The 20,323-nt window shown below is 47.5% G+C and carries 14 protein-coding genes, 12 tRNA genes, 3 rRNA genes and 1 pseudogene; 28 read left to right on the top strand and 2 right to left on the bottom strand.

Annotation, left to right across the window (positions count from 1 at the left end; translation table 11 throughout):
- Window positions 1-31: 31 nt before the first annotated feature.
- The 6 genes from rplM to ACHHV8_RS30635 all read left to right on the top strand — a co-directional run bounded on the left by rplM (window position 32) and on the right by ACHHV8_RS30635 (window position 4,973).
- On the top strand, window positions 32-469 hold the full coding sequence (rplM, locus tag ACHHV8_RS30660; protein ID WP_395163029.1) for a 50S ribosomal protein L13: 438 nt from the start codon (window positions 32-34) through the stop codon (window positions 467-469).
- 20 nt (window positions 470-489) lie between these two features.
- Window positions 490-882: a 30S ribosomal protein S9 gene (gene rpsI / locus ACHHV8_RS30655; protein ID WP_094018023.1), complete on the top strand. Its 393-nt coding sequence runs from the start codon at window positions 490-492 to the stop codon at window positions 880-882.
- 212 nt (window positions 883-1,094) lie between these two features.
- Complete coding sequence (locus ACHHV8_RS30650; protein WP_395163028.1) at window positions 1,095-1,787, top strand: phosphoadenylyl-sulfate reductase; 693 nt, start codon at window positions 1,095-1,097, stop codon at window positions 1,785-1,787.
- A 34-nt stretch (window positions 1,788-1,821) separates the two neighbouring features.
- Window positions 1,822-2,982: a sulfate adenylyltransferase gene (gene sat / locus ACHHV8_RS30645; RefSeq protein WP_395163027.1), complete on the top strand. Its 1,161-nt coding sequence runs from the start codon at window positions 1,822-1,824 to the stop codon at window positions 2,980-2,982.
- Window positions 2,983-3,081: 99 nt separating this feature from the next.
- Complete coding sequence (cwlD, locus tag ACHHV8_RS30640; RefSeq protein ID WP_395163026.1) at window positions 3,082-3,834, top strand: N-acetylmuramoyl-L-alanine amidase CwlD; 753 nt, start codon at window positions 3,082-3,084, stop codon at window positions 3,832-3,834.
- Between the two features lie 56 nt (window positions 3,835-3,890).
- Window positions 3,891-4,973: an Mrp/NBP35 family ATP-binding protein gene (locus tag ACHHV8_RS30635; RefSeq protein WP_395163025.1), complete on the top strand. Its 1,083-nt coding sequence runs from the start codon at window positions 3,891-3,893 to the stop codon at window positions 4,971-4,973.
- A 39-nt stretch (window positions 4,974-5,012) separates the two neighbouring features.
- On the opposite strand, the gene gerD is transcribed toward ACHHV8_RS30635, so the two are convergent.
- The gene (gene gerD, locus ACHHV8_RS30630; RefSeq protein ID WP_395163024.1) at window positions 5,013-5,645 is read right to left on the bottom strand and encodes a spore germination lipoprotein GerD; all 633 of its coding nucleotides are present in this window, start codon (window positions 5,643-5,645) and stop codon (window positions 5,013-5,015) included.
- A 191-nt stretch (window positions 5,646-5,836) separates the two neighbouring features.
- Here gerD and ACHHV8_RS30625 point away from each other — a divergent pair, with 191 nt between their 5' ends.
- Entirely contained in the window at window positions 5,837-6,433 is a 597-nt protein-coding gene (locus ACHHV8_RS30625) for a KinB-signaling pathway activation protein (protein WP_395163023.1), read from the top strand.
- Window positions 6,434-6,462: 29 nt separating this feature from the next.
- Here the strand turns inward: ACHHV8_RS30625 and pdaB are convergent, their stop codons facing one another.
- Window positions 6,463-7,248 carry a polysaccharide deacetylase family sporulation protein PdaB gene (pdaB, locus tag ACHHV8_RS30620; RefSeq protein WP_395163022.1) on the bottom strand — a complete coding sequence of 262 codons (786 nt, stop codon included), beginning with the start codon at window positions 7,246-7,248 and terminating at the stop codon, window positions 6,463-6,465.
- Between the two features lie 120 nt (window positions 7,249-7,368).
- Between pdaB and ACHHV8_RS30615 the strand changes: the two genes are divergently transcribed.
- The 21 genes and pseudogenes from ACHHV8_RS30615 (at window position 7,369) to cdaA (ending at window position 20,303) form a co-directional block, all read left to right on the top strand.
- The gene (locus ACHHV8_RS30615; RefSeq protein WP_395163021.1) at window positions 7,369-7,974 is read left to right on the top strand and encodes a stage II sporulation protein M; all 606 of its coding nucleotides are present in this window, start codon (window positions 7,369-7,371) and stop codon (window positions 7,972-7,974) included.
- A gap of 176 nt (window positions 7,975-8,150) precedes the next feature.
- Window positions 8,151-8,369 (top strand): hypothetical protein, encoded by a 219-nt coding sequence (locus ACHHV8_RS30610; protein ID WP_094018015.1) that lies wholly within the window; start codon window positions 8,151-8,153, stop codon window positions 8,367-8,369.
- A gap of 303 nt (window positions 8,370-8,672) precedes the next feature.
- Window positions 8,673-10,215, top strand: a 16S ribosomal RNA gene (locus ACHHV8_RS30605).
- Window positions 10,216-10,464: 249 nt separating this feature from the next.
- Window positions 10,465-13,414 (top strand): 23S ribosomal RNA (locus ACHHV8_RS30600).
- Window positions 13,415-13,593: 179 nt separating this feature from the next.
- Window positions 13,594-13,710, top strand: a 5S ribosomal RNA gene (rrf, locus tag ACHHV8_RS30595).
- Together the 16S, 23S and 5S rRNA genes with 12 tRNA genes alongside form the textbook arrangement of a ribosomal RNA operon.
- Window positions 13,711-13,715: 5 nt before the next feature.
- Window positions 13,716-13,791, top strand: a tRNA-Asn gene (locus ACHHV8_RS30590).
- A 3-nt stretch (window positions 13,792-13,794) separates the two neighbouring features.
- A tRNA-Thr gene (locus tag ACHHV8_RS30585) sits at window positions 13,795-13,870 on the top strand.
- A gap of 9 nt (window positions 13,871-13,879) precedes the next feature.
- A tRNA-Glu gene (locus ACHHV8_RS30580) sits at window positions 13,880-13,954 on the top strand.
- 16 nt (window positions 13,955-13,970) lie between these two features.
- Window positions 13,971-14,046 (top strand) — tRNA-Val (locus ACHHV8_RS30575).
- A 4-nt stretch (window positions 14,047-14,050) separates the two neighbouring features.
- Window positions 14,051-14,126, top strand: a tRNA-Thr gene (locus tag ACHHV8_RS30570).
- 12 nt (window positions 14,127-14,138) lie between these two features.
- Window positions 14,139-14,213, top strand: a tRNA-Gln gene (locus ACHHV8_RS30565).
- A gap of 7 nt (window positions 14,214-14,220) precedes the next feature.
- Window positions 14,221-14,296 (top strand) — tRNA-Lys (locus ACHHV8_RS30560).
- A gap of 13 nt (window positions 14,297-14,309) precedes the next feature.
- Window positions 14,310-14,389: transfer RNA gene (locus ACHHV8_RS30555), tRNA-Leu, on the top strand.
- Window positions 14,390-14,397: 8 nt separating this feature from the next.
- Window positions 14,398-14,472 (top strand) — tRNA-Gly (locus ACHHV8_RS30550).
- A 6-nt stretch (window positions 14,473-14,478) separates the two neighbouring features.
- Window positions 14,479-14,555: transfer RNA gene (locus tag ACHHV8_RS30545), tRNA-Arg, on the top strand.
- A 52-nt stretch (window positions 14,556-14,607) separates the two neighbouring features.
- Window positions 14,608-14,684 (top strand) — tRNA-Pro (locus ACHHV8_RS30540).
- A 6-nt stretch (window positions 14,685-14,690) separates the two neighbouring features.
- Window positions 14,691-14,764, top strand: a tRNA-Gly gene (locus ACHHV8_RS30535).
- Window positions 14,765-15,021: 257 nt separating this feature from the next.
- A pseudogene (gene ppc, locus ACHHV8_RS30530) lies at window positions 15,022-17,810 on the top strand (phosphoenolpyruvate carboxylase).
- A gap of 290 nt (window positions 17,811-18,100) precedes the next feature.
- Window positions 18,101-18,667, top strand: a complete 567-nt coding sequence (gene sigW / locus ACHHV8_RS30525) for an RNA polymerase sigma factor SigW (protein WP_395163020.1) — start codon at window positions 18,101-18,103, stop codon at window positions 18,665-18,667.
- Window positions 18,668-18,746: 79 nt separating this feature from the next.
- Window positions 18,747-19,352, top strand: a complete 606-nt coding sequence (locus ACHHV8_RS30520; RefSeq protein WP_395163019.1) for a zf-HC2 domain-containing protein — start codon at window positions 18,747-18,749, stop codon at window positions 19,350-19,352.
- A gap of 144 nt (window positions 19,353-19,496) precedes the next feature.
- Window positions 19,497-20,303: a diadenylate cyclase CdaA gene (cdaA, locus tag ACHHV8_RS30515; RefSeq protein ID WP_395163018.1), complete on the top strand. Its 807-nt coding sequence runs from the start codon at window positions 19,497-19,499 to the stop codon at window positions 20,301-20,303.
- Window positions 20,304-20,323: the final 20 nt, after the last annotated feature.

Raw genomic sequence — 20,323 nt, 5'->3', positions numbered from 1 at the left:
GAAGTGCAATTACGTTTAGGAGGAACTATTCATGCGTACCACATATATGGCTAAGCCAAATGAAGTAGAACGCAAATGGTACATCATCGATGCAACCGACAAAACTTTGGGTCGTCTTGCAAGCGAAGCTGCTAGTATCATTCGCGGCAAGCACAAACCACAATTTACTCCGCATGTAGATACAGGTGATTTCGTTGTTATCATCAATGCTGAGAAAATCAGATTGACAGGTAAGAAGCTTCAAAACAAAATGTACTATCGTCACTCCTTGTATTCCGGCGGTTTGAAAGTAATTTCCGCACAAGATTTGCTGAACACGAAACCAGAACGTGTGCTTGAATTCGCAATTCACGGCATGCTTCCAAAAAATCGTCTTGGCGACAGCTTGAAAACGAAATTGAAAGTATATGCTGGTTCTGAGCATCCGCATCAAGCACAACAACCTGAAGTTTGGGAACTTCGCGGTTAATATAAAGGGAGGACTGTCTTGTGGCACAAGTTCAATACTATGGAACAGGTCGTCGTAAGCACTCGGTAGCACGTGTACGTTTGGTGCCGGGCGAAGGCCGTATTATTATCAACAAACGTAATTTGGATGAGTATTTTGGTCTGGAAACTTTGAAATTGATCGTGAAGCAACCGTTAAACCTGACTGAAACATTGGGTAAATACGATGTTCTGGTTATCGCTAACGGCGGTGGTATCTCCGGACAAGCTGGAGCCATCCGTCACGGGATTTCCCGTGCGCTGCTGAAAGCTGATCCAGAATTCCGCGGTTCTTTGAAAAAAGCCGGATTCTTGACTCGTGATCCGCGTATGAAAGAACGTAAAAAGTACGGCTTGAAAGCTGCTCGTCGTGCTCCTCAGTTCTCGAAACGTTAAGATTCGGTACAATACAACGATACGAAAAACCTTTTCACTACTACGGTGGAAAGGTTTTTTTATTTGGTGTATCACCTTATTTTTAAGAAGTCATACTATACACTAGTGCCTAACAAAAAATTAAATTGACAAAAAGTATGGCGGGATTATAATTAAATATACACAATAAAACATATTAAAATACTCGGAATTCAATAAGGAGGACGATGAGAATGAACTTATTTGAAAAAGAGAAGTGGATTCAAGAAGCAGCTGAAAATTTTGAACATCAGTCTCCCGAAGCGTTGATCGAGCTGGCTGTTGAGAAATTTCCTAATATCACGCTAGCCTGTAGCTTCGGCGCTGAAGATGTAGTATTGGTAGATATGCTGCAGAAGGTAAGTCCGAAGTCGGATATTTTTTATTTGGATACGAATCTTCACTTTAAAGAAACGTATGAAACGCGCGACAGATTGCAGCAGCACTACGGTGTTGAATTTGTCCAAGTATTGCCGAAGCTGACGCTTGAAGAACAAACGGCTCAGTTTGGCGATGAATTATGGAAGTCACAACCGAATCAATGCTGCAATATACGTAAAGTAGACCCATTAACGGATATCTTGAAAAACTACGACGCTTGGATTACAGGGATTCGCCGCGATCAAGCGCCTACCCGGGCTAACTCTAAAAAAGTAGAATACGACACCAAATTCGGTCTGGTGAAATTTAATCCGTTGGCTTCCTGGACCTCTGAAGATATATGGAATTACATCCGCAGCAATAATATTATTTATAACCCGCTGCATGATCGCAACTATCCAAGTATCGGTTGTGAGCACTGCACACGTCAGGTAGCTGCCGGTGAAGACCCGCGCGCCGGACGCTGGGCTGGTTTTGAGAAGACTGAATGCGGTCTTCATAAATAAATAAGCTAAACGAAGCCTGAGGAGGAATTGGCTGATGTCAACCATTCAACCCCATGGCGGCTGTCTCGTGAACCGTATGGTTCAAGGTACGGAACGAGAGCGGCTGCTTGCCCAGGCGAAGCAATTATTCGAACTCAAAATCAACTCGTGGACCCTCTCTGACCTGGATCTAATTGGTGTTGGGGCATTTTCACCGCTTACCGGTTTTATGAACAAAGACGATTATGAATCCGTAGTGAAACGAATGAGACTTGCTGACGGCACGGTTTGGAGTATTCCTATTACATTGCCGGTCGACAAGGATGCAGCGGCTCAATTGTCCGTTGGCAAGCAAGTGGCGCTTGTCGGTGAAGTGGATAATGTAGTTTATGCGATTCTAGATGTCCAAAGCATCTATGAGACAGATCCGAAGCGTGAGGCGGTCAAAGTATTTAAGACGGATGACGCGGCTCACCCTGGCGTACAAAAGCTTTTATCGCGTCCTTCTACTTATGTAGGCGGTTCGATCCAGGTACTTAATCGCCCTAAGCCGGAGAAGTTTGAACAGTTTTATTATGATCCATCGGAAACGCGGCGTATTTTCTCTGAGAAAGGCTGGAGAACCGTTGTCGGCTTCCAGACGCGCAATCCGGTTCACCGGGCGCATGAATATATTCAGAAGAGTGCATTGGAAATCGTTGATGGTTTGTTTCTGAATCCATTAGTGGGAGAAACCAAGACCGATGACATCTCGGCCGATGTACGGATGCGCAGTTACCTGGTGCTGCTTGAGAACTACTATCCTAAGGATCGTGTATTTCTAGGCGTGTTTCCGGCTGCTATGCGTTATGCAGGCCCTCGTGAAGCGATCTTCCATGCTATGGTTAGAAAAAACTATGGCTGCACGCATTTTATTGTCGGACGCGATCATGCGGGTGTAGGCGATTACTACGGTACGTATGAGGCGCAAGAGATTTTCAGCAATTTTACGGCTGAAGAGCTTGGTATTGCTCCTTTATTTTTTGAGCATAGCTTTTACTGCACGAAGTGCGGAAATATGGCATCCAGCAAAACATGCCCCCACGATAAAGCTGAGCATATGCATTTATCAGGTACTAAAGTTCGTGCTTTGCTGCGTGACAGTCAGTGCCCGCCGCCTGAGTTTACAAGACCTGAGGTTGCTGAAATTTTAATTGCCGGCATGAGAGACAGTTGAACGCGGCGCAGTCATCATCCAAGCAATCATAGGTATATTTGTCCACCTCGTCCCATATAGATGATTTAGAAGTCTATGGGGATGCGAGGTGGATTTTTCATGTTTAAAAGGAGGAAAAGGGTCGTTGTATGGCTCACGATGCATGGGAGCTTAAAGCTCGTGATGTCGGCTTTATTAGTGGCGTTAATGCTATTTATGTTCACGTATGAGCTGCCGGCAACCAAAACATGGACGTATTGGACCATGCCCTTATCCGGGAAGAAAATTGCCTTAGATCCCGGTCATGGGGGGCCAGACGGGGGGGCAGAGAGTAAGGATGGCATTATTGAGAAGGATATTAACTTGGCCATTGCGCTTCATTTAAGGGACTATCTGCAGCAGGCTGGAGCGATTGTGGTGATGACGCGTGAGAATGATACGGACCTGGCGCAATCCACCACCAAGGGATATAGCAAACGCAAAACAGAAGACCTGCTGAACCGGGCGCAGTTTATCACACAGCAGAAATCCGATCTTTTTGTCAGCGTACATTTAAACAGCATTCCTTCAAGCAAATGGTCGGGCGCACAAACGTTCTACTACCCGGGAAGTAAGGAAAATGCTACGCTGGCCTCCTTAATTCAAGATGAGATTAAGAAAAATATGCAGAATACGGATCGAATTGCGAAATCTGTGGATAATATTTATTTATTAAAAACATTAACGATCCCGAGTGCCTTAGTTGAGGTGGGATTCCTCTCTAATCCGACGGAAGCCGACTTGCTGCGTAGTCCCGCTTATCAGAAGAAAGTTGCGGCAGCGATTTATCAGGGGATATTAAGATACTATTCAGGTGAAAAAGTGGGTTCCTGAATGAAATATGATATAATAAGATGAGCTACTTATCCATGATCTTTCGAGGTGAAAACGTGCTTACCAAAGAACAGCTTTTAGATGCGGTTCATCATATTTATGACCCTGAATTTCAATTGAGCTTAACCGAGCTTCAATTTATTCGGGATATAGTGATTAAAGAGGGGCTCGTCTCGGCAACGGTATTGCTGTCGAACGAGGAGGAGAACTACCGTTCCGCTCTCCAGCAGCAGATTACCGAGTCATTTCAACGGGCTGGAGCCACAGAAGTCCATTTGCGGTATAGAGCTATGACGGAGTTTGACCGAAATGATGCTGCACGTAAGGTGCAGGAGAAGAGCGCGGCTTCCGAAACACCTGCAGCTCCTGTTCGCGACTTGCTTGATCCTGAACAGGGAGTCCATTTTATTGCGATTGCCAGCGGTAAAGGCGGCGTCGGTAAGTCTACGGTTACAGTGAATTTGGCTGTGGCTTTAGCTCGTTTAGGCAAAAAGGTCGCTTTAATCGATGCGGATATTTACGGGTTTAGCGTTCCGGATATGATGGGGATCGAAGAGCGTCCTCAGCTGGTTCAGAATCGGATTATTCCGATTGAACGTTTTGGCGTTAAAGTCATTTCGATGGGCTTTTTCGTTGAGGATAATACTCCTGTCATTTGGAGAGGGCCGATGCTGGGCAAAATGCTTCGCAATTTCTTCTCCGAGGTTGATTGGGGAGATGTGGAGTATGTGCTGCTAGATCTGCCTCCAGGCACAGGAGATGTTGCCTTGGACGTGCACCAGATGATTCCGCAAAGCAAGGAAATCATCATCACAACGCCTCATGCTACAGCTGCCTTTGTTGCTGCTAGAGCCGGCGCTATGGCTAAGCATACGAACCATGAAATGCTTGGAATCGTCGAGAATATGTCCTATTATCAATGCGGACACTGTGGAGAGAAGGAGTACATTTTCGGCCGCGGCGGCGGTGGTAAGCTCGCTGAAGAGCTTCATACCGAGCTGCTGGCTCAAATTCCTCTCGGTGCTCCTGATAACCATATTTCTGAGCCGGATTATTCCCCATCCGTATATAAGAAAGATTCAGAAACGGGCCAAATATACTTGGAGCTTGCGAATCAAGTTATTCATAAAGTCAGCTAAGGACATGAAAAAGGACTGGCCCGAAGCCAGTCCTTTTTATTATTTATTGCCTTGATCCTTCTGGTTTTGATTGCTTTGGTCGCCGCCTTCTCCGCTGCCCTGCCCTTGGCCGCCGGATTGTTTGTTTTGCCCCTGATTCTTAGGCAAGGCTTCTTCCTCCAAAACCTTCTTCATTAAGTTCATTAGCTCCAGCCTAAACATGGGGCTTTCCAAGGACTCCTGCATTACAGCTTTCATTTGCTGCCTGTATTGGGGTCCCTTCATTGTATCCATCAACATTTTTTGAAAATCAGGATTTTTCATGGCATCACTTAAAGCTTGCTGATACTCAGGGTCCTTCATTAATTCCTTTTGCAGCTGCTTCGTATCCTTTTGAATGGCTTTGGCAAATTGCCCGGCAAACCGCGGATCAAGAATAAGCTGCTGTAAGAACTTATTGCTTTCCGTGTCCGTGAGTACATCTTTTACTGCGAGCTTCATTTGTTGGGTATCGCCGGTCGATAATAACTTCAACTGGTTCTCATCTTGGGCAGTGACTTTTATCATGGCGTTTTGAATGGCATTTCGTCCATCTTCCGTTTTGAGTATATCGAGAACCATCGTCTTTGTGTCTTTGTAGCCAACGCTCTGCGCTTGGGATGACGCGTTGTTATCCGATCCGCAAGAGCTCATTACGGACCATAATTAAAAGGAGGGAAACAGACCGTAACCACCACTTTATCATTTTGTGGAGCTCCTTTCTTCAATGTTTTGCTGTTAGTATTTGTTGAGAAAGCAACTTTCAATCGTCAGATTGTTGGCTTTTTATTGATAAGGTTGGTACAATTAACTTCTGTATACATGATGTTTTGGGGGAGTAAACCGTGACGCTTAGAAAGTGGTTTTATTTGTTTTGGACGACATTACTCATCGGCGCATTAGGTGCTCTGATCACCGGCCTTCTTCTACAGGTAAACGATCAGGAATTCAGTTGGCTTGGCGGATCCGCCCTAGGATTTAATATTGTAAATATGCTTCTGGGTGGTGCGACGATCAGTGTATTAAGTCAGATGGGCTTTTTCGCTTACCTCATTATCCGATTTATTGCAATGGGGATTGTCCGAAGCAAATGGATTTGGGACACGCTTCAGGTGATTCTGGTCGTTGTCTCTATTGTGGATCTTGTTATTCTAAGACATACAGAACAATCTTCGGCTTGGGCATCCTATCTTGCTCTCCCGCTGATTATGCTAATTTTGGCGTTAGCTGCAGCTATGTTGAAAGTGAAGCTTACCAATCGTAACGGATTCATTCCTACGTTATTTTTCATGACAGCCGTGACTGCAATCGAGGCGGTTCCAGCATTAAGACTGGATAGTGCGGCCTCCACGTTATTTATGATGGTTCCATTGCTGGCATGCAATGCATGGCAAATTTTAATTTTATCGAAGGTTTTGAACACAAACAAAGAGCCGCTGTAACGGCTCTTCGTGTTTTTACGTATAAGCTGTTAGTGAACTTGCTTCATAGCCTGATCTTCGACCGGGGGCTTATTGTCCACCTGTGTCTGCTTCAGCAGTTCACTGACTGTAGCGAATTCATATCCTTTGGCTCTTAATTGATCGATAATGACAGGCAGCGCTTCGTGGGTTTGCTTTACAGAATCACTGGCGTGAAGGAGTACGATATCGCCGGGATGAGCCTTGGTGACAACTCGGTTAATAATATTATCCGTCCCTTTATTCAACCAGTCCTGGGAATCGGTATCCCACTGAATAACCGAGTAGTTAAGATCGCTGGCGATTTTTAGGACTCTCTTGTCAAAATCCCCGTTAGGAAGCCGAAGCAAATGGGGGGTCTGTCCTGTAGTTTCGCTGATGATTTGATGTGCCGTAGTAATTTGGGTACGGATTTCTTCATCGCTTAAACCGCTGTAGTTCGTATGTTTATGTCCATGGCTTCCGATTTCAAATCCGCCCTTTACAATCTGATTAACGATGTCAGGGTGACTTTTAGTCCAGGGAGAAGAGAGAAAGAATGTTGCTTTTTTGACGCCCTTGTCCTCTAAAATTTTTAAAATAGGCTCTGTTCTCTTATCGCCCCAGCTGATATCAAAGGTGAGCGCAATGACCTTTTTATCTGTCTGCACGCTATAAATAGCTTCAGGCTGGTTTTGCGAGAACACGGTGACATTATCGCGCTCCGAATAAATAATCCCGATGGCGAACAGAATGGATACCGCAATAATAAATGCTTGCTTGATCTTTTTTCCGTTCAACACGTAAAAATAATTCACGTTCCTTTGGCCTCCTTCGTGCCCTTGGTACAAGCAGGGCTTGTATAATATTAGTTTAATAAAATGTATGCTGGGACAAGAAAGATATGCTATCAGGGAATCGGAGGAAGAAGACAATTCATGAATAATTTGATGCGGCAGTTTGCCGGAATGAAACATTATTTCATTGCATCCGCGCTTGTTTTTATTACAGGAATCATACTTGGAGCGGGATTTTCGGATCAGTTCCAAACCTATATTGAAGCACAGATGAAAGGTCTGGAGCAGCTTTCTCAATCGATCGCAAACAAGCCGAACCAGCAATGGGCACTTTTCTGGCTGATCTTTTGGAATAATACGTCCAAATCCATTTTAATTATTGGATTAGGGGCGTTCTTCGGGGTACTCCCTTTATTCTTTTTGTTAGGCAATGGCCTGTTGTTAGGTTATGTGATGGCCGCATCCGCACAGAAAGAGTCATTACTTTACATGGTTAAAGGAATTCTCCCGCATGGAATTATTGAAATACCGGCGATTATTTTCGCTTGCGCGATAGGTTTAAGATTAGGGGCGCTTGTTATTAGATCGATCATTTCCGTCATCAGTCCAGCTAGAGTAACCAAAAACAAGGAAGATTTTCGCGCTTTCCTAAAGATATTGCTGCCAGTAATTATTATTCTGGTCGTGTCTTTGTCCGCTGCAGCATTAATTGAGAGTACTTTTACTTATTGGCTCATGAAACCATAAAAATCCTTTTCGCATAAAAACAACCAAATATGTGCATAACAGTAAAGCGTCAAGTGCGCTTTGCCTAAAAGGTATGTCTGAAAAAGAGCAGAAAAAACGTTCTTCGTCCAGTTACATACCTTTTTTGTGTCTTCACCACAAGTTGCAGCACATATTCGAAAGGGGCACAGAAGCCAATGCTTGGTTTTTTGTTTAATGAAAGAGAATGCAAAGAGCTTGATTACGTGTTAAAAAAAGAGCTGGATGAAATGCTGTTCGATCTTAATGACAAACGTATCGATCCAGATATTAAAGTGGCCATTGAATCGCGGTACAAAATTATATTCAGGATGTATGCCAGACTGGCCTCGCCTAAGGAAATATCGAAATATGCGAGAAATAGGATGTATCATTAACTTTTTCAGAAAAACAGTTGACTTATAAATCTCATCTGTGGTAATTTATAACTCGTTCCTTTTAAAGAGCTTTGAAAGTTATTTCGCTCTAGTAGAGAATAAAATAAATTTTAAAAAAGCTCTTGCATAAGGATAGGCAAATGTGTTATATTATAAAAGTCGCCGCTAAACAAGGTGACAATAAGTAACAAATGAATTGCCCTTTGAAAACTGAACAACGAGTGAGTGAAATAAAGAGAATGCAAATTCTCGCTAGCAAGAAATTTTGAGCTTAAGACAAGCTCTGTTACAAGTTCTACAACTTTAATGGAGAGTTTGATCCTGGCTCAGGACGAACGCTGGCGGCGTGCCTAATACATGCAAGTCGAGCGGATTTCACCTTCGGGTGAAGTTAGCGGCGGACGGGTGAGTAACACGTAGGCAACCTGCCTGTAAGACCGGGATAACTATCGGAAACGATAGCTAAGACCGGATAACTGGTTCTCTCGCATGAGGGAATCATGAAACACGGAGCAATCTGTGGCTTACGGATGGGCCTGCGGCGCATTAGCTAGTTGGTGAGGTAATGGCTCACCAAGGCGACGATGCGTAGCCGACCTGAGAGGGTGATCGGCCACACTGGGACTGAGACACGGCCCAGACTCCTACGGGAGGCAGCAGTAGGGAATCTTCCGCAATGGACGCAAGTCTGACGGAGCAACGCCGCGTGAGTGATGAAGGTTTTCGGATCGTAAAGCTCTGTTGCCAGGGAAGAACGCTTGGGAGAGTAACTGCTCCTGAGGTGACGGTACCTGAGAAGAAAGCCCCGGCTAACTACGTGCCAGCAGCCGCGGTAATACGTAGGGGGCAAGCGTTGTCCGGAATTATTGGGCGTAAAGCGCGCGCAGGCGGTTATTTAAGTTTGGTGTTTAAGCCCGGGGCTCAACCCCGGATCGCACTGAAAACTGGATGACTTGAGTGCGGGAGAGGAAAGTGGAATTCCACGTGTAGCGGTGAAATGCGTAGAGATGTGGAGGAACACCAGTGGCGAAGGCGACTTTCTGGACCGTAACTGACGCTGAGGCGCGAAAGCGTGGGGAGCAAACAGGATTAGATACCCTGGTAGTCCACGCCGTAAACGATGAGTGCTAGGTGTTAGGGGTTTCGATACCCTTGGTGCCGAAGTAAACACAGTAAGCACTCCGCCTGGGGAGTACGCTCGCAAGAGTGAAACTCAAAGGAATTGACGGGGACCCGCACAAGCAGTGGAGTATGTGGTTTAATTCGAAGCAACGCGAAGAACCTTACCAGGTCTTGACATCCCTCTGACCGGTACAGAGATGTACCTTTCCTTCGGGACAGAGGAGACAGGTGGTGCATGGTTGTCGTCAGCTCGTGTCGTGAGATGTTGGGTTAAGTCCCGCAACGAGCGCAACCCTTGACTTTAGTTGCCAGCATTGAGTTGGGCACTCTAGAGTGACTGCCGGTGACAAACCGGAGGAAGGTGGGGATGACGTCAAATCATCATGCCCCTTATGACCTGGGCTACACACGTACTACAATGGCCGGTACAACGGGAAGCGAAGGAGCGATCTGGAGCGAATCTTTAGAAGCCGGTCTCAGTTCGGATTGCAGGCTGCAACTCGCCTGCATGAAGTCGGAATTGCTAGTAATCGCGGATCAGCATGCCGCGGTGAATACGTTCCCGGGTCTTGTACACACCGCCCGTCACACCACGAGAGTTTACAACACCCGAAGTCGGTGGGGTAACCCGCAAGGGAGCCAGCCGCCGAAGGTGGGGTAGATGATTGGGGTGAAGTCGTAACAAGGTAGCCGTATCGGAAGGTGCGGCTGGATCACCTCCTTTCTATGGAGTCCATGATGACGGTAGGTCATCGGACATAAATTCACTCACTCGTTGCTCAGTTTTGAGAGGTGCAATAGACTCTCAAACCTACTGACAACTGAAACGATGGAAACTTCGTTTACCAGTTGCAGGACAGCTTGTTCCTTGAAAACTAGATAACGAAACAAAGCATAGAATCATCCTTTAAAGATGTTGATCTTATCGATCTTCATGTTTAATCTTTAGCTGCCGTTCGATTCATCGAACACGGGTTAAGCTAATAAGAGCACACGGAGGATGCCTAGGCGCTAGGAGCCGACGAAGGACGTGGCGAACGACGAAATCGCCTCGGGGAGCCGTAAGCAGGCGTTGATCCGGGGATGTCCGAATGGGGGAACCCAGCTGAGGTAATACTCAGTTACCGCTATCTGAATACATAGGGTAGCCGGAGGCATACGAGGGGAACTGAAACATCTAAGTACCCTCAGGAGAAGAAAACAAGAGTGATTCCGTCAGTAGCGGCGAGCGAAAGCGGAACAGCCCAAACCAGAGGGCTTGCCCTCTGGGGTTGTGGGACGTCAATGTGGGTTTAGCAGAGTAGATGAAGCGGTCTGGAAAGGCCGGCCACAGAAGGTAACAGCCCTGTAATCGAAATTTTGCGAAAACCTTAGACGGATCCCGAGTACCGCGAGACACGTGAAACCTCGTGGGAAGCAGGCAGGACCATCTGCCAAGGCTAAATACTCCCTAGCGACCGATAGTGAAGCAGTACCGTGAGGGAAAGGTGAAAAGAACCGCGGGAGCGGAGTGAAATAGAACCTGAAACCGTGTGCTTACAAGAAGTCAGAGTCCGTTAATGGATGATGGCGTGCCTTTTGTAGAATGAACCGGCGAGTTACGTTCCCGTGCAAGGTTAAGGTGAAGAGCCGGAGCCGCAGCGAAAGCGAGTCTGAATAGGGCGTATCGATATTTTCTTGCGAAAAATCGCAGTACGTGGACGTAGACCCGAAACCGTGTGATCTACCCCTGCCCAGGGTGAAGGTGCGGTAACACGCACTGGAGGCCCGAACCCACGAATGTTGAAAAATTCGGGGATGAGGTGGGGGTAGCGGAGAAATTCCAATCGAACTCGGAGATAGCTGGTTCTCCCCGAAATAGCTTTAGGGCTAGCCTCGGGAGATGAGTAGTGGAGGTAAAGCACTGATTGGGTGCGGGGCCCGCCAAGGGTTACCAAGTCCAGTCAAACTCTGAATGCCACATACTTTATCCCGGGAGTCAGACAGTGAGTGCTAAGATCCATTGTCAAGAGGGAAACAGCCCAGATCATCAGCTAAGGTGCCCCAAGTGTGTGTTAAGTGGGAAAGGATGTGGAGTTGCAAAGACAACCAGGATGTTGGCTTAGAAGCAGCCACCATTGAAAGAGTGCGTAATAGCTCACTGGTCGAGTGACTCTGCGCCGAAAATGTAACGGGGCTAAACACACCACCGAAGCTATGGCTCGTGCAAACAAGATTTGCACTTGGGTAGGGGAGCGTTGTGTATAGGTTGAAGGTGTACCGTAAGGAGCGCTGGACAATACACAAGTGAGAATGCCGGTATGAGTAACGAAAAGATCAGTGAGAATCTGATCCGCCGAAAGCCTAAGGGTTCCTGAGGAAGGCTCGTCCGCTCAGGGTAAGTCGGGACCTAAGGCGAGGCCGAAAGGCGTAGTCGAAGGACAACAGGTTGAAATTCCTGTACCACCGTGAACCGTTATGAGCAATGGGGTGACGCAGAAGGATAGTGACGCGGACTGATGGATGTCCGTCCAAGCAGAGAGGCTGGTGTGTAGGCAAATCCGCACATCGTTAAGGCTGGTCTGTGATGGGGAGCGAAAATTATAGTAGCGAAGGTCATGAGTTCAGGCTGCCAAGAAAAGCCTCTAGCCAGGGAGAAGGTGCCCGTACCGCAAACCGACACAGGTAGGCGAGCAGAGCATGCTAAGGCGCGCGGAAGAACTCTCGTTAAGGAACTCGGCAAAATGACCTCGTAACTTCGGGAGAAGGGGTGCCTCGGTAGGGTGAATAGCCCGAGGGGGCCGCAGTGAAAAGGCCCAAGCGACTGTTTAGCAAAAACACAGGTCTGTGCGAAGCCGCAAGGCGAAGTATACGGGCTGACGCCTGCCCGGTGCTGGAAGGTTAAGGGGAGTGGTTAGGGGTAACCCGAAGCTATGAACCGAAGCCCCAGTAAACGGCGGCCGTAACTATAACGGTCCTAAGGTAGCGAAATTCCTTGTCAGGTAAATTCTGACCCGCACGAATGGCGTAACGACTTGGGCGCTGTCTCAACGAGAGATCCGGTGAAATTTTAATACCTGTGAAGATGCAGGTTACCCGCGACAAGACGGAAAGACCCCATGGAGCTTTACTGCAGCTTGATATTGGACTTTGGTACGATCTGTACAGGATAGGTGGGAGCCTGAGAAGCCTGAGCGCCAGCTTGGGTGGAGGCGACGTTGGGATACCACCCTGATCGTATCGGAGTTCTAACCTGGTACCGTGAACCGGTATGGGGACAGTGTCAGGTGGGCAGTTTGACTGGGGCGGTCGCCTCCTAAAAAGTAACGGAGGCGCCCCAAGGTTCCCTCAGAATGGTTGGAAATCATTCGAAGAGTGCAAAGGCATAAGGGAGCTTGACTGCGAGACAAACAGGTCGAGCAGGGACGAAAGTCGGGCTTAGTGATCCGGTGGTACCGCATGGAAGGGCCATCGCTCAACGGATAAAAGCTACCCTGGGGATAACAGGCTTATCTCCCCCAAGAGTCCACATCGACGGGGAGGTTTGGCACCTCGATGTCGGCTCATCGCATCCTGGGGCTGAAGTAGGTCCCAAGGGTTGGGCTGTTCGCCCATTAAAGCGGTACGCGAGCTGGGTTCAGAACGTCGTGAGACAGTTCGGTCCCTATCTGTCGTGGGCGCAGGAAATTTGAGAGGAGCTGTCCTTAGTACGAGAGGACCGGGATGGACGTACCGCTGGTGTACCAGTTGTTCCGCCAGGAGCACGGCTGGATAGCTACGTACGGACGGGATAAGCGCTGAAAGCATCTAAGCGTGAAGCCCCCCTCAAGATGAGATTTCCCAGTATGTAAGACCCCTTGAAGACGACGAGGTAGATAGGTTCGGGGTGGAAGTGCCGTAAGGTATGGAGCTGACGAATACTAATCGGTCGAGGGCTTATCCAAGAGAACAGCAAAGAAGAAGGATGTATGCTTGTTTCGTATCTAGTTTTCAGGGTAACAACCTTGAACAAATAGCTGCATGTCCTTTATAGGGATGGATATTTTCTTGCAGCGTTTTCGAAGAAGCAACGCTTCGAAAAATCCCAGGCTTACGTAGCCAGCTTTCTAACGAAAGCACATCGTTTGGTGATGATGGCGGAGGGGAACCACGCGTTCCCATCTCGAACACGACCGTTAAGCCCTCCAGCGCCGATGGTACTTGAACCGAAGGGTTCCGGGAGAGTAGGACGTCGCCAAGCAATTTTCCCTGATAGCTCAGTTGGTAGAGCACTCGACTGTTAATCGAGTTGTCACAGGTTCGAGTCCTGTTCGGGGAGCCATATGCTTCCATAGCTCAGTAGGTAGAGTGCATCCATGGTAAGGATGAGGTCACCGGTTCGATCCCGGTTGGAAGCTCCAGATGATTTAGGCCCGTTGGTCAAGGGGTTAAGACACCTCCCTTTCACGGAGGTAACAGGGGTTCGAATCCCCTACGGGTCACCATTTTCATTCCCGGTGTGGAGGCTTAGCTCAGCTGGGAGAGCATCTGCCTTACAAGCAGAGGGTCGGCGGTTCGATCCCGTCAGCCTCCACCACTAAGCCGTTGTAGCTCAATTGGTAGAGCAACTGACTTGTAATCAGTAGGTTGGGGGTTCAAGTCCTCTCGACGGCACCATTGTTTCATTATTGGGGATTAGCCAAGCGGTAAGGCAACGGACTTTGACTCCGTCATGCCTAGGTTCGAATCCTAGATCCCCAGCCATTAGTTTGAGCCATTAGCTCAGTTGGTAGAGCACCTGACTTTTAATCAGGGTGTCGTAGGTTCGAGTCCTACATGGCTCACCATTTTTACTCAAGCGCGCGTATGGCGGAATTGGCAGACGCACTAGACTTAGGATCTAGCGGGCGACCGTGGGGGTTCAAGTCCCTCTACGCGCATTGTCTTTGCGGAAGTGGCTCAGCGGTAGAGCATCGCCTTGCCAAGGCGAGGGTCGCGGGTTCGATTCCCGTCTTCCGCTCCATATGATGTTCCCTTAGCTCAGCTGGATAGAGCGTTTGACTACGAATCAAAAGGCCGGGAGTTCGAATCTCTCAGGGAACGCCATATTTTATATTTAGCTTATGAAGTGCTCTTCATATCGCACTACATATACTGTCGGGACGTAGCTCAGCTTGGTAGAGCACCTGGTTTGGGACCAGGGGGTCGCATGTTCAAATCGTGTCGTCCCGACCACCTTTTGCGGGTGTAGTTCAATGGTAGAACTCCAGCCTTCCAAGCTGGTAGCGTGGGTTCGATTCCCATCACCCGCTCCATATTGTATATAACTAAGACCGAAAGGTCTTTTTTTAATATCTTTATAATGAACTGCGCTAAAGTGTTAAAGCGACTGGTTTAAGGGCGCTTAATTACTTATGTCAGTGGGTTTCATAGACCCTCTATTTCTCTTCATAAAATAAGTTGTAGAAATATGGAAGGAAAATCTATGAAACTATTTGTTAAATATACTGCATGGTAGCGCGGTATTGTGTTAAAATATTCATTATGACTTAGGTAAGGATGGAGGAGAACCATGTCGGATTCAGGCAGCTTGAGTAGTAAACATACTTCAAACAATCTACTGCGTAGGGATGTGCGTTTTTTAGGGCACATTTTGGGTGAAGTGCTGGTTCATCAGGGTGGGAATGAGCTTCTAACCATTGTAGAGAATATAAGAGAAATGAGTAAAACTCTACGCGCCCAGAGCAGTTCAGATTTGTACAATGAGTTTAAAGAAACGATCAACTCGTTAGCACCCGAGAAAAGACACCAAGTGATCCGTGCCTTTGCTATTTATTTTCAACTGATTAATATCGCAGAGCAAAATCACCGGATTCGCCGTAAACGTGATTACGAACGGTCGGCAGGTGAAGAAGTTCAGCCGGGCTCAATTGAGGATGTAGTACGTGGCTTGAAACAACAAAGTATCCCTGCTAGCGAGGTTCAAGAGATGATTCAAGGGATCTCTTTGGAGCTCGTTATGACTGCGCACCCTACAGAAGCTTCGCGCCGTGCTGTGCTGGATATTCACCAGCGTATTGCCAACGGAGTCATGGAGCTCGACAATCCGAGCTTAACCTTCCGTGAGCGGGAGCAGCTGCGTAAGAAGCTATTGGGCGAGGTCATTACGTTGTGGCAGACAGATGAGCTGCGCGACCGTAAGCCTACAGTTATCGATGAAGTGAACAACGGTCTTTATTTCTTTGATGAAACGCTATTCGATGTACTTCCGGAGGTTTACCAGGAGTTGGAGCGCTGTCTGCACAAATATTATCCGGAAGAATCATGGCATGTGCCGATTTTCATGAAATTCGGTTCTTGGATCGGTGGGGCCGCGATGGCAACCCTTCCGTGACTTCCAAAGTCACTTGGGAGACATTGACGATGCACCGCAAGCTTGCTTTGCAGAAGTATGAAGAGCTGCTGCGTGAGTTTATGACCCATTTGAGCTTCAGCAAAAATATTGTCGAGGTTACACAAGAGCTGCTGGATTCGGTTCAAGCAGACCGTGAAGCATTGGATCTTCGCTCTAATGAAGTTTGGCGTAATGAGAAGGAGCCTTACCGGATTAAAATCATTTATATGATCGAAAAGATCCAGAATGCAGGCAATCCGAACGTTAGCGAATCCAAAAAATATAACTCCCCTGACGAGTTCGTCGAAGAATTAAAAATGATTGATCGCAGCTTGCGCAACCATTATGCAGATTTCATTGCAGATGAGTATGTGACCAAGCTGATCCGTCAGGTAGAGCTGTTCGGCTTCCATCTGGCTACACTGGATGTGCGTCAGCATAGTAAAGAGCATGAATCAGCGATGACAGAAATTCTTGCGAAAATGAGCATCTGTAAAGACTATGCCGCATTGAGCGAGGAAGAGAAGATTCAACTGCTGACGAATCTTTTGAATGAACCAAGACCGATCACTTCGCCTTACATGGATTACTCGGAATCCACATTGGAATGCTTGAATGTGTACCGTGTTGTGAAAAAGGCTCAGCAGGAATTCGGCCGCAACTGTATTTCTAGCTATCTCATCAGTATGACGCAGGGAGCAAGCGACTTGCTGGAGGTTCTTGTATTCGGCAAAGAGGCGGGCTTGTACCGTCAGGAAGCCGATGGATCCGTCGTTTGCACGCTGCAATCGGTACCTTTGTTTGAAACGATTGACGATCTCCATGCAGCACCGGATATTATGCGTACGCTGTATCAAATTCCAGCCTACCGTAACAGCCTGGTCAGCACGAACCATCTGCAAGAAATTATGCTGGGTTACTCCGACAGTAACAAGGATGGCGGCGTCATTACGGCGAACTGGGAGCTTCGTGTTGCGCTGCGCAGCATCACCGCTGCTGCCAAAGAATCCGGAGTAAAGCTGAAGTTCTTCCATGGCCGTGGAGGGGCGCTGGGCCGCGGCGGTATGCCTTTGAACCGCAGTATTCTTGCTCAGCCTGCCGATACCATTGGAGGAGGCATTAAAATTACGGAGCAGGGCGAAGTGTTGTCCTCCCGTTATTCGATGAAGGGAATTGCCTACCGCAGTCTGGAGCAGGCAACTTCCGCATTGATTACCGCAGCATTATGGGCTCGTAATCCGCAGAGAGATGAGTCGGAAACGCATTGGGAAGAAATCATGAAGGATATTTCCGAGAAAGCTCAAACGAAATATCAGGATTTGATTTTCCGCGATCCGGACTTCTTGACCTTCTTTAAAGAATCTACACCGCTGCCTGAAATCGGCGAATTGAATATCGGCTCCAGACCGTCCAAACGGAAAAACAGCGACCGCTTTGAGGACTTACGCGCAATTCCATGGGTATTCGCATGGACACAAAGCCGCTACTTGCTGCCAGCTTGGTATGCATCCGGTACAGGTCTGTATAGCTTTTATGAAGGCAAGGAAGAGAATCTGAAGGTTCTCCAAAATATGTATGAGAACTGGTCCTTCTTCCGGTCATTGATCGACAATCTGCAAATGGCGCTGGCTAAGGCGGATCTGCAGATTGCCAAGGAATACGGGAGCATGATCAAAGATTCTTCGATTGCAGAGCGTATTTTTAATGAAATCCGGGAAGAATATGTGCGTACATCCGAGCTTATCTTGAGTATCACGGGTCAACAAGAAATTTTGGACAATGTCCCGGTTATTCAAGAATCGATTCGACTGCGCAATCCGTATGTCGATCCGCTCAGCTATATGCAGGTACAACTGCTGTCCGAGCTAAGAGGTCAAAAAGAACAGGGTGAAGATGACGCGCTGCTCTTGAGAGAAGTGCTGTTGACCATTAACGGTATTGCAGCAGGGCTTCGGAATACGGGCTGATGCCGGTTAACGATGGCTCGGAAGAGCCGAAGATGTGCTAGTACTCCGTTTTCAAAGTCGGGTGGCCTTTACGCAAGGCTGCCTGGCTTTTTTACTGTTCGGGCACCTGAAACGAAATGAAGGCTGTATCGTAGGAATGAGTAGGTTAGGACCCCTGCAGACTGTACTTGGCAGGTATCGTTTGGTATGATTTTCATATAAACAGGGAGTCATCGTTGAGGAAGAGATAACGTCCTAACTAGGTCCGGTGCTAACGTGGGTTCGGGACCGGAAGTCTGGAGGAATGTGGGTTGAACGAAATGGATGTGAGGCTCGCAAAACTGGCTCGTACCGGAGACAGGGCTGCGTTCGCCGAGCTAGTCGAATTGTATAAAGATAAAATATTTCATCTGGCTTACCGGATGCTGCACCAGAAACAGGAAGCGGAAGAAATTGTGCAGGAAACGTTCTTAAGGGTGTACACGAACCTGGACCGGTATGATGAGAATCAAAAATTTTCGACCTGGATTTATCGGATTGGGACGAATTTATGTATCGACCGTTTGCGCAAACGTAAACCGAATTATTCGCTTGATGCCGAGATGAACGACGGAGAAGGAACGGACTGGTATTCCATGCTCCCGAGCAAGGACGATTCGCCCGATGATCAGGTCGTCTTGTCGGAGACACAGAGCGAAATTCGCAAATCGATCGATACGCTCCCCGAAAAATATAAATCCGTCGTTATTTTGCGCTATTTACAGGACCTGTCGCTTCAAGAAATCAGTGATGTGCTGTCCATGCCTGTAACGACGATTAAAACGCGGCTCCACCGAGGCAGGGAATATTTACGCAAAAAATTGGAGCATATTTTATAGCGACTTTTGAAACATATCTTAGGTTGAGACGTATTGTATTACACAAGCTATCATGGAGATGAAAGGAGTGGCTCAGCTTATGGATTGTCAGGAAGCCCTCCCTTTGATGCACGAATATTTGGACGGTGGCCTGAAGGGCTCTGAAGCCGTAGCCTTAAAGGAACATTTGCTTGGCTGTGCGTCATGCCGTGAGCGGCTCAAGCAGTTTGAGAGGGTGGAAGCTCTTATTCACGCTTGGCCGAAGCCGGAGGTTCCGGACGGTCTTACCGAACGCATCATGCAATCTTTACCGCCTGTGAAACGTCAGAGCCCGTGGTGGCAGTGGGTACGGCGTCATCCGGCGGCATCGGTCGCGGCTGTGTTTGTGCTAGTGATGATGGGCAGCTTTATGTCGCTATGGAATGAGGATTCCGAGCTCGTAGTTAAAGGCAACGATCTTCAGTCCGTTGTCATCGAAGGGAATACGGTCGTCGTACCGGCTGGTAAAACGGTAGCAGGAAATTTGATGGTGGAGAACGGTAAGGTGCAGGTGGACGGGGATATTAAAGGCAACATCGTTGTAATCGACGGTTCCGTTAACATGGCCTCTACAGCGCATATTTCCGGTCAAGTTACGGAAATTGACGAGGCGTTCAGCTGGCTTTGGTTTAAAATGAATGATTGGGCAACCAGCATATCAAAATAAGTAGGCCGTATGTATCATTTTTCAAAAATCCTCCCTAAAAGATCCTTAGAAAGGGAGGGTTTTTTGTTCATATTATGGTATGATTTAAGGAAGGGTCTAGAGATAATAAAAATATAGAAGCGGTTTGGGTTAGGGGCAGATGCGATGGATTTCATACCAGCCATCAGTATTAAAGATATCGTTGATATTCTGATCGTCAGTTATGTCATATACAATTTGATTTTGTTGGTACGGGGAACACGTGCTATCCAACTGCTGAAAGGGATTTTTGTCGTCGTCGTCACTTGGGCGCTGAGCACCTGGTTCAAGCTGAACACACTGCAGTGGATGATGAACCAAATGTTTACCTTCGGGGTACTGGCTGTCATTATTATTTTTCAGCCGGAGCTGCGCCGTGCGTTGGAGCAGCTGGGCCGCGGCACGCTGTTCAGCCGAACCACGACAGAGGATGACCAGGAGCTGAACAAGCGGCTCGGAGAAGTACTTAAAGCAGTTAATTATTTGGCACGTAGAAAAATCGGGGCATTAATCGTTTTTGAACGGGAAACCGGATTGAACGATTACATAGAATCGGGGATTTCAATTGAATCCCATATCAGCTCGGAGCTGTTGATCAATATTTTTATCCCGAACACGCCTTTACATGACGGCGCGGTATTTCTGCGCAAAAATCAGTTAATGGCTGCGGGCTGTTACCTGCCTTTGTCCGAAAATCCGTTTATCAGCAAGGAGCTTGGCACAAGGCACCGCGCCGCTATCGGGATGAGTGAAGTGTCCGACGCGATCTGCGTTATCGTTTCCGAGGAAACGGGTCAGGTTTCGCTTGCGATGAACGGCCATATCCTAAGGGATATTAAGGAAGAGTCGCTGCTTTCGAAGCTGTTTGAAGAGCTGAAATCGAAAACCAAAACGAAGGAAAAAAGCTCCATTTGGAAATGGAGGCTGAAATAAATCGGACCAGTGGCTGCGGA

Origin of the sequence: Paenibacillus sp. TAB_01 (assembly GCF_043945595.1) — a bacterium.
Lineage (GTDB): Bacteria > Bacillota > Bacilli > Paenibacillales > NBRC-103111 > Paenibacillus_S.
The sequence above is the reverse complement of the archived record's forward strand: the minus strand, read 5'-3'. Positions and strand labels throughout refer to the sequence as shown.

Coding starts and splice junctions, on each gene's coding strand:
- ACHHV8_RS30610 (WP_094018015.1), top strand. CDS start 8,151: ATGCTTGGTTTTTTGTTTAATGAAAGAGAATGCAAAGAGCTTGATTAC.
- cdaA (WP_395163018.1), top strand. CDS start 19,497: ATGGATTTCATACCAGCCATCAGTATTAAAGATATCGTTGATATTCTG.
- sat (WP_395163027.1), top strand. CDS start 1,822: ATGTCAACCATTCAACCCCATGGCGGCTGTCTCGTGAACCGTATGGTT.
- ACHHV8_RS30615 (WP_395163021.1), top strand. CDS start 7,369: ATGAATAATTTGATGCGGCAGTTTGCCGGAATGAAACATTATTTCATT.
- ACHHV8_RS30520 (WP_395163019.1), top strand. CDS start 18,747: ATGGATTGTCAGGAAGCCCTCCCTTTGATGCACGAATATTTGGACGGT.
- ACHHV8_RS30650 (WP_395163028.1), top strand. CDS start 1,095: ATGAACTTATTTGAAAAAGAGAAGTGGATTCAAGAAGCAGCTGAAAAT.
- rplM (WP_395163029.1), top strand. CDS start 32: ATGCGTACCACATATATGGCTAAGCCAAATGAAGTAGAACGCAAATGG.
- cwlD (WP_395163026.1), top strand. CDS start 3,082: ATGTTTAAAAGGAGGAAAAGGGTCGTTGTATGGCTCACGATGCATGGG.
- gerD (WP_395163024.1), bottom strand. CDS start 5,645: ATGAGCTCTTGCGGATCGGATAACAACGCGTCATCCCAAGCGCAGAGC.